Source organism: Streptomyces sp. NPDC006265 (assembly GCF_040613555.1).
Lineage (GTDB): Bacteria > Actinomycetota > Actinomycetes > Streptomycetales > Streptomycetaceae > Streptomyces.
In genome coordinates, this window is the sequence record NZ_JBEXSH010000651.1 from 1 (window position 1) to 5,257 (window position 5,257).

At 71.0% G+C, this 5,257-nt stretch carries 6 protein-coding genes; 3 read left to right on the top strand and 3 right to left on the bottom strand.

All coding sequences use genetic code 11. The features are described from left to right. The 3 genes from ABZ281_RS36470 to ABZ281_RS36480 form a co-directional block, all read right to left on the bottom strand. A partial coding sequence (locus ABZ281_RS36470; protein WP_356662340.1) for an ABC transporter ATP-binding protein occupies positions 1–704 on the bottom strand: 704 nt, incomplete at its 3' end. Continuing rightward, positions 701–1,441 (bottom strand): ABC transporter ATP-binding protein, encoded by a 741-nt coding sequence (locus ABZ281_RS36475; protein ID WP_356662341.1) that lies wholly within the window; start codon positions 1,439–1,441, stop codon positions 701–703. The genes ABZ281_RS36470 and ABZ281_RS36475, both read right to left, overlap by 4 nt. Then, the gene (locus ABZ281_RS36480; protein WP_356662342.1) at positions 1,438–2,778 is read right to left on the bottom strand and encodes an ABC transporter substrate-binding protein; all 1,341 of its coding nucleotides are present in this window, start codon (positions 2,776–2,778) and stop codon (positions 1,438–1,440) included. Before ABZ281_RS36480 ends, ABZ281_RS36475 begins: the two co-directional genes overlap by 4 nt. 208 nt (positions 2,779–2,986) lie before the next feature. On the opposite strand from ABZ281_RS36480, the gene ABZ281_RS36485 reads away from it, so the two are divergent. The 3 genes from ABZ281_RS36485 to ABZ281_RS36495 all read left to right on the top strand — a co-directional run. Then, positions 2,987–3,112: a hypothetical protein gene (locus tag ABZ281_RS36485; protein WP_356662343.1), complete on the top strand. Its 126-nt coding sequence runs from the start codon at positions 2,987–2,989 to the stop codon at positions 3,110–3,112. A 53-nt stretch (positions 3,113–3,165) separates the two neighbouring features. Then, on the top strand, positions 3,166–3,918 hold the full coding sequence (locus tag ABZ281_RS36490; protein ID WP_356662344.1) for an IclR family transcriptional regulator: 753 nt from the start codon (positions 3,166–3,168) through the stop codon (positions 3,916–3,918). Between the two features lie 220 nt (positions 3,919–4,138). Further along, positions 4,139–5,257 (top strand): thiamine pyrophosphate-binding protein (locus ABZ281_RS36495; RefSeq protein WP_356662345.1); only part of this gene is annotated, 1,119 nt, incomplete at its 3' end.

Consider the following 5,257-nt stretch of genomic DNA (forward strand, 5'->3'; position numbering starts at 1 on the left):
TCGTCGGCGGACGCGTCCCCGAGGTCCGCGACATCGGCGCCGGCGGCGGACGGGGCGGTCAGGACGACGCGGCCCTCCAGGACGCAGGCGATGCGGTCGGCGACCGCGAAGGTGCGGGTCAGGTCCTGCTCCACGAGGACGACGGTGGTGCCCTCGGTGCGGATGCCGGGAAGCGCCGTGTAGAGCTGCTCGACGACCAGCGGCGCGAGGCCGAGCGACACCTCGTCGAGCAGCAGCAGGCGGGGGTTGCCCATCAGGGCGCGGCCGATGGCGACGGCCTGCTGCTCGCCTCCGGAGAGGCGGGCGGCCTTGCGAGTGCGGCGGTCGGCGACGAGCGGCATCATCTCGTACACCTTCTTCAGGTCCCACGGGCCTTTGCGGCCGGTGGCGCCGCCGACCCGGAGGTTCTCCTCGACGGTGAGGGACGGGAAGAGCCGCCGCCCCTCGGGGACGAGGCCGATGCCCTTGCGGGAGCGGTGGATGTCGGGGAGGGCGGTGACGTCCTCCCCGTCGAAGCGGACGGTTCCGCTGAAGGGCTTGAGAGCCCCGGCGACGGTCCGCAGCAGGGTGGACTTGCCGGCGCCATTGGCACCGACAAGGGCGAGGAGTTCGCCTTCGGCGACGTCGAGGGTGATGCCGAAAAGAGCCTGGAAGTCCCCGTATCCAGCATCGATCGCATCGAGGTGCAGCAGTGGCCTGCTCATGCTGGCGTACCTCCCAGGTAGACCTCGGCGACCTCGGGGCTGGCGAGGACCTCGTGCGGGTCGCCGTCGACGCGGATGCGGCCATACGCGAGGCAGACCAACCGGTCCACGACCTGGACCAGGGCCTTGACGACGTGCTCGATCCACAGGATGGTCACGCCGGCCTCCTTCAGCGACAGGACGGTGCCGACCAGTTCGTCGGCCTCGCTCTCGGTGAGGCCGCCTGCGATCTCGTCGAGCAGGAGCAGCTCGGGGGCGGTGGCCAGGGCCCGGGCCAGCTCCAGGCGCTTGCGGCCGAGCAGCGGCAGGCCGCCGGCCGGCTTGTTGGCGACCGGGAGCATGCCGGTGGTCTCCAGCGCGGTGAGGGCCTGTTCGCGGGCGTGGGCCCCGCGCAGCCCGGCCCCGCGTTGGGCGCCGACCAGGACGTTCTCGAAGACCGTCAGATCCCCGAACGGGCGGGGGATCTGGAAGGACCGGCCGACCCCGAGCCGGCACCGCTGGGCGGCGGAGGCGCGGGTGACGTCGCGGCCGCCGAGCCGTACGGTGCCCCGGGTGACGGGCTCGACGCCCGAGATGGCGCTCAGCAGCGTCGACTTGCCGGCCCCGTTCGGGCCGACGATGCCGACGGCCTGGCCGCGCGGGACCGCCAGCTCGACGTCCTCCAGGACGTTGAGGGCCCCGAAGCTGACGGCCAGGTGCTCGACCTCCAGCAGCGGCTGGAGCGCCGGCGCCGTCACAGCTCCCGGGCCTTCATGTCGATCTTGGCCTCGGGGATCAGCGTGTTGCCGACGATCTTCAGGTCGTACGCGCCGCCACTGCCCTTGACCCACTGGGTGCTGACCACCGGGATGGCGGCGACGTTCTTGACCGGGTTGGCCGCGCCGCCCGCGGTCCAGTCGACGCGGCCGATGACCGTGTCCAGGCTGGTCTTTCCGATCCGGTTGGCGACAGCCTTCTTGTCCTTGGGGTTCGCGTGCCGCAGGACGTTGTCCGCGATCTCGAACAGGGCGTGGTTGAAGCCGAGCGCCTGGTTCCACCTGCGGCCCTTGGCCTGCGCGGACTTCCCGTAGTCGTCGGCGAGCTGCTGCGAGGTCTGCCCGGTCAGGCTGGAGCTGAACGGGAACTGCGGCAGCCACCAGCTCTCCGTGCACAGTCCGTCGCCCAGGCCGTTCGGCAGCGAGGCGACCGACGACTCGAAGAGGATGGCCTTGGCGATGGTGACCACCTTCGGCTTGAAGCCCTGCTGGGCGGCCTGCGTCCAGAAGGTCGCGAAGTCCGGCGGCGTCGGCACACCCGCCAGGATCTGCACGTCCTCCTTCTTGAACGTCGCGATGATCGACGAGAAGTCCTTCGTCCCGTCCTCGTAGGCGCCCGGGTCGACGAAGGTGAAGCCCTTGGCCCCGGCCTGCGCGCGGAAGCCGGTCTTCTTGTCGCGGAACGCGCCGCCGTCGGCGTCGTTCGGCCACAGGACACCGACCTTCTTGTTGGTGTCGAACATCCGCCAGATGTCGCTCTCGCCGGTGACGACGTGCTCGATGCCGTCGAAGAAGTGGTACGTGTACGTGAACGGCTTCTGCGGGTTGCCGCCACGTCCGAAGAAGTACGACTGCCAGGGCTCGATGGTCGAGATGCAGGGCACGCCCTCGCTCTCGCACTTGTTGGCGACTGGGTGCACGGTCTCCGGCGTCGACGTGACCAGCATCAGGTCCACGCCCTGCTGGGAGATCAGTTCGTTCGCGATCGTCGCCGCCTGCTGCGGGTCGGAGCCGGTGTCGCGGTCGAGGATCTGCACCTTGTAGGTCTTGCCGTCGTACTTGATGCCCTTGGCGAAGGCTGCTCTGGCCTGCTTGAGGATGTACTCGTCGGACTCGGCGAAGGCCGCGTACGCACCGGTGCGCGGGCTCACGTAACCGATCTTGATGACGTCGCCGGACGAGGATCCGGAGCCCTTCAGGCCCCCGCCACAGGCGGCGATCAGCGGCGCGGCGCCCGCGGTGGCGGCGCCGAGCCCGAGGGCCCGCAGGACGGTTCGTCTGTTCGGCTGGTTCTTCGGCTGCTGCGCGGAGTGGTTCATGCGGTGACTCCCGGCTCCTAGTGACGACGCGGTGAACGTAGGGCTGCGCGGAGCCGGTGCACAGTGCATGGATTCGATATGAGAAACGGCGGCGACGCCGTTGTGGAACGGTGATGAAACAAGACGGTTCGTCCGCCTCTCTCATGGCGAAACGGCTCGTTCACCAGCTGGGACCCCGCGTCTACGGTCCGATGAAGTCGGGTCCGTCGTGCGACTCGAGCAACGCCGCCTGCTGTCCGCCGACGGCGGCTGTTCCCGGATCCACGGACCGGACGGCCGCATGATCACCAAGTCCACCATCACGAGCCACGCCGAGCGGTCCTGCCGGGGGTGACCGAGGCAACCTTCTCCGAGCTGGAGGATTCGGAAGGCGCGTAAGGTGACGGTATGGGCGAAGCGCGAGGAAGCGGAAGCGAACCGGGCGAGCCGGACGCCCTCAGACCCTCCGTTCAGACCCTGGACCGGGGGCTGCGGCTGCTTGAGCTGATCGCGCTGTCGCACGAGCCGCTGTCGCTGGCCGAGCTGAGTCAGCGGATGGGGCTGCACCGGTCGATCATCTACCGCCTGCTGCGCACCCTCCAGGACCACCGCCTGATCGCGCACACCCCGCAGGGATACGTGCTCGGCACGCGCGCCCAGTCACTGGGCCGCCGCACGCTCCCCGTACTCCAGCGAATCGCCAAACCCGAGATCGCCAAGCTCGCCGCCCGCGTCGGGCTGACCGCCTTCTTCGTCGTCCGCGACGGTGACGAGGCGGTCACTCTCGTCTCCGTCGAGGTGGAGAGCGTCCGCTCCCGCACCGTCTACACCCCAGGTGACCGGCACCCCCTCACCCTCGGCTCTCCCGGCATCGCCATGCTCGCCGCCGAACCCCCGCGCGACGACGAACGCCCCGAGATCACCCGGGCCCGCGCCGCCGGCTACGCCACCAGCCGCAGCGAGGTCGTCCTCGGCCTCGGCTCCCTCTCCGCCCCTGTCGTCTCACCCTCCGGCAACGCCGTCGCATCCGTCTCCATCGTGTTCACCGTCGAACGCCCCGGTCCCGCCGAGATCGATGCCGTCCTCGACACCACTCGGGTGATCACCGGGCGTCTGCACACGGCTCTGTCCACGGGGGCGGTCCTGCCGGGCGTCGGCTGACCCTTTCCTCTGCCGCCGCGTCGCGGGCGCTTCGCCCGCTTCGGGACGGCTGCGCCGGACTCTCCCCCGGCCTTCGGCCGGGAGGTGCCCCCTCCCGCGGAGCCCATTGCTGAGGGGAAGGCAAGGCGTTCGCGGGGATCTCGCATAGTGAACTCGCCTGTGGTCCGACCACGGTGGCCGCGCCTAGCGTCGCGTTCCGAAAGTCCGAAAGGGGGACCGCGTGGCAACAGCCAGAACGGCCCAGACGATCAGGGACGCGACCTTTGAGGTCCTGCGCCAGTACGGACTCACGACCCTGTTCAGCAATCCGGGTTCGACAGAGGTCGGCTTCCTCGCCGACCTGCCGGCCGATATCGAGTTCGTCCTCGGACTGCACGAGGGTTCGGTGGTGGGTATGGCCACCGGGTACGCGCTGAAGAGCGGTCGGCCGGCGCTGGTGCTGCTGCATACGACCGCCGGGTACGGCAACGCCGTGAGCGCGCTGGCGACCGCGCGGGCGAACCGGGCGCCGCTGGTGGTGATCGTCGGCCAGCAGGACCGGCGGCACCTCGCCCATGAGCCATTCCTGACCGGGCGGTTGGACGGGCTGGCCGGAGAGTACCCGGTGTGGCAGCACACCCCGGCGCGGGCGCAGGACGTGCCGGGTGCGATCGCCCGGGCGTGGCACGAGGCGCGGAACGGACGGGGCCCCGCGGTGGTGGTCGTACCGATGGACGACTGGCATGCCGAGGCGGACCCGGACGCGGTCCTGGCCGCACCGGCGGCACTGCACGGGACCCGAAGCGCCGACGGCCCGGCGGTCGACGCACTCGCCCAGATGCTGCGCGGGGCCACCGCACCGTGCCTGGTGGCGGGCGCCGGGAACGACTCGCCGCAGGGGTGGAGGAGCCTGACGGCGCTGGCGGAACGGCTGGACTGCCCGGTGTGGCAGGAGTCGTTCGGGGCCCGGGCAGGCTTCCCGCAGGATCACCGGCTCTTCGCCGGGCACCTGCCCTCGGCCCGGTCGCGGCTGCGGGCGGCGCTGGCCGGACACGACGCCGTACTGGCCGTGGGGGCACCGGTGTTCCGGCAGTATCCGTACGAGCAGGGCCCCTACGTAGAACCCGGTACCCGGCTCGCCGTGATCACCGACGACCCGGAGGAGGCCCACCGCAGCCCGGTGGAGTTGGCGGTGCTGGCCGACCCGGCTGACACCGTGCGGCGACTGTCGGCCGCGCTTCCCGTCCTCATGGGCATGCCCCGGCCGCCCATGAGGAGCCTGGCACCGCCTGCCCCGCCCGCCGACGGCGAGCGGCTGCGCGCGGCGCACGTGCTGGCGGCCCTGGCCGACCGGCTCGCC

Excerpts from the sequence above, each read along its gene's own strand:
- ABZ281_RS36480 (WP_356662342.1), bottom strand. The coding sequence starts at position 2,778 with ATGAACCACTCCGCGCAGCAGCCGAAGAACCAGCCGAACAGACGAACC.
- ABZ281_RS36490 (WP_356662344.1), top strand. The coding sequence starts at position 3,166 with ATGGGCGAAGCGCGAGGAAGCGGAAGCGAACCGGGCGAGCCGGACGCC.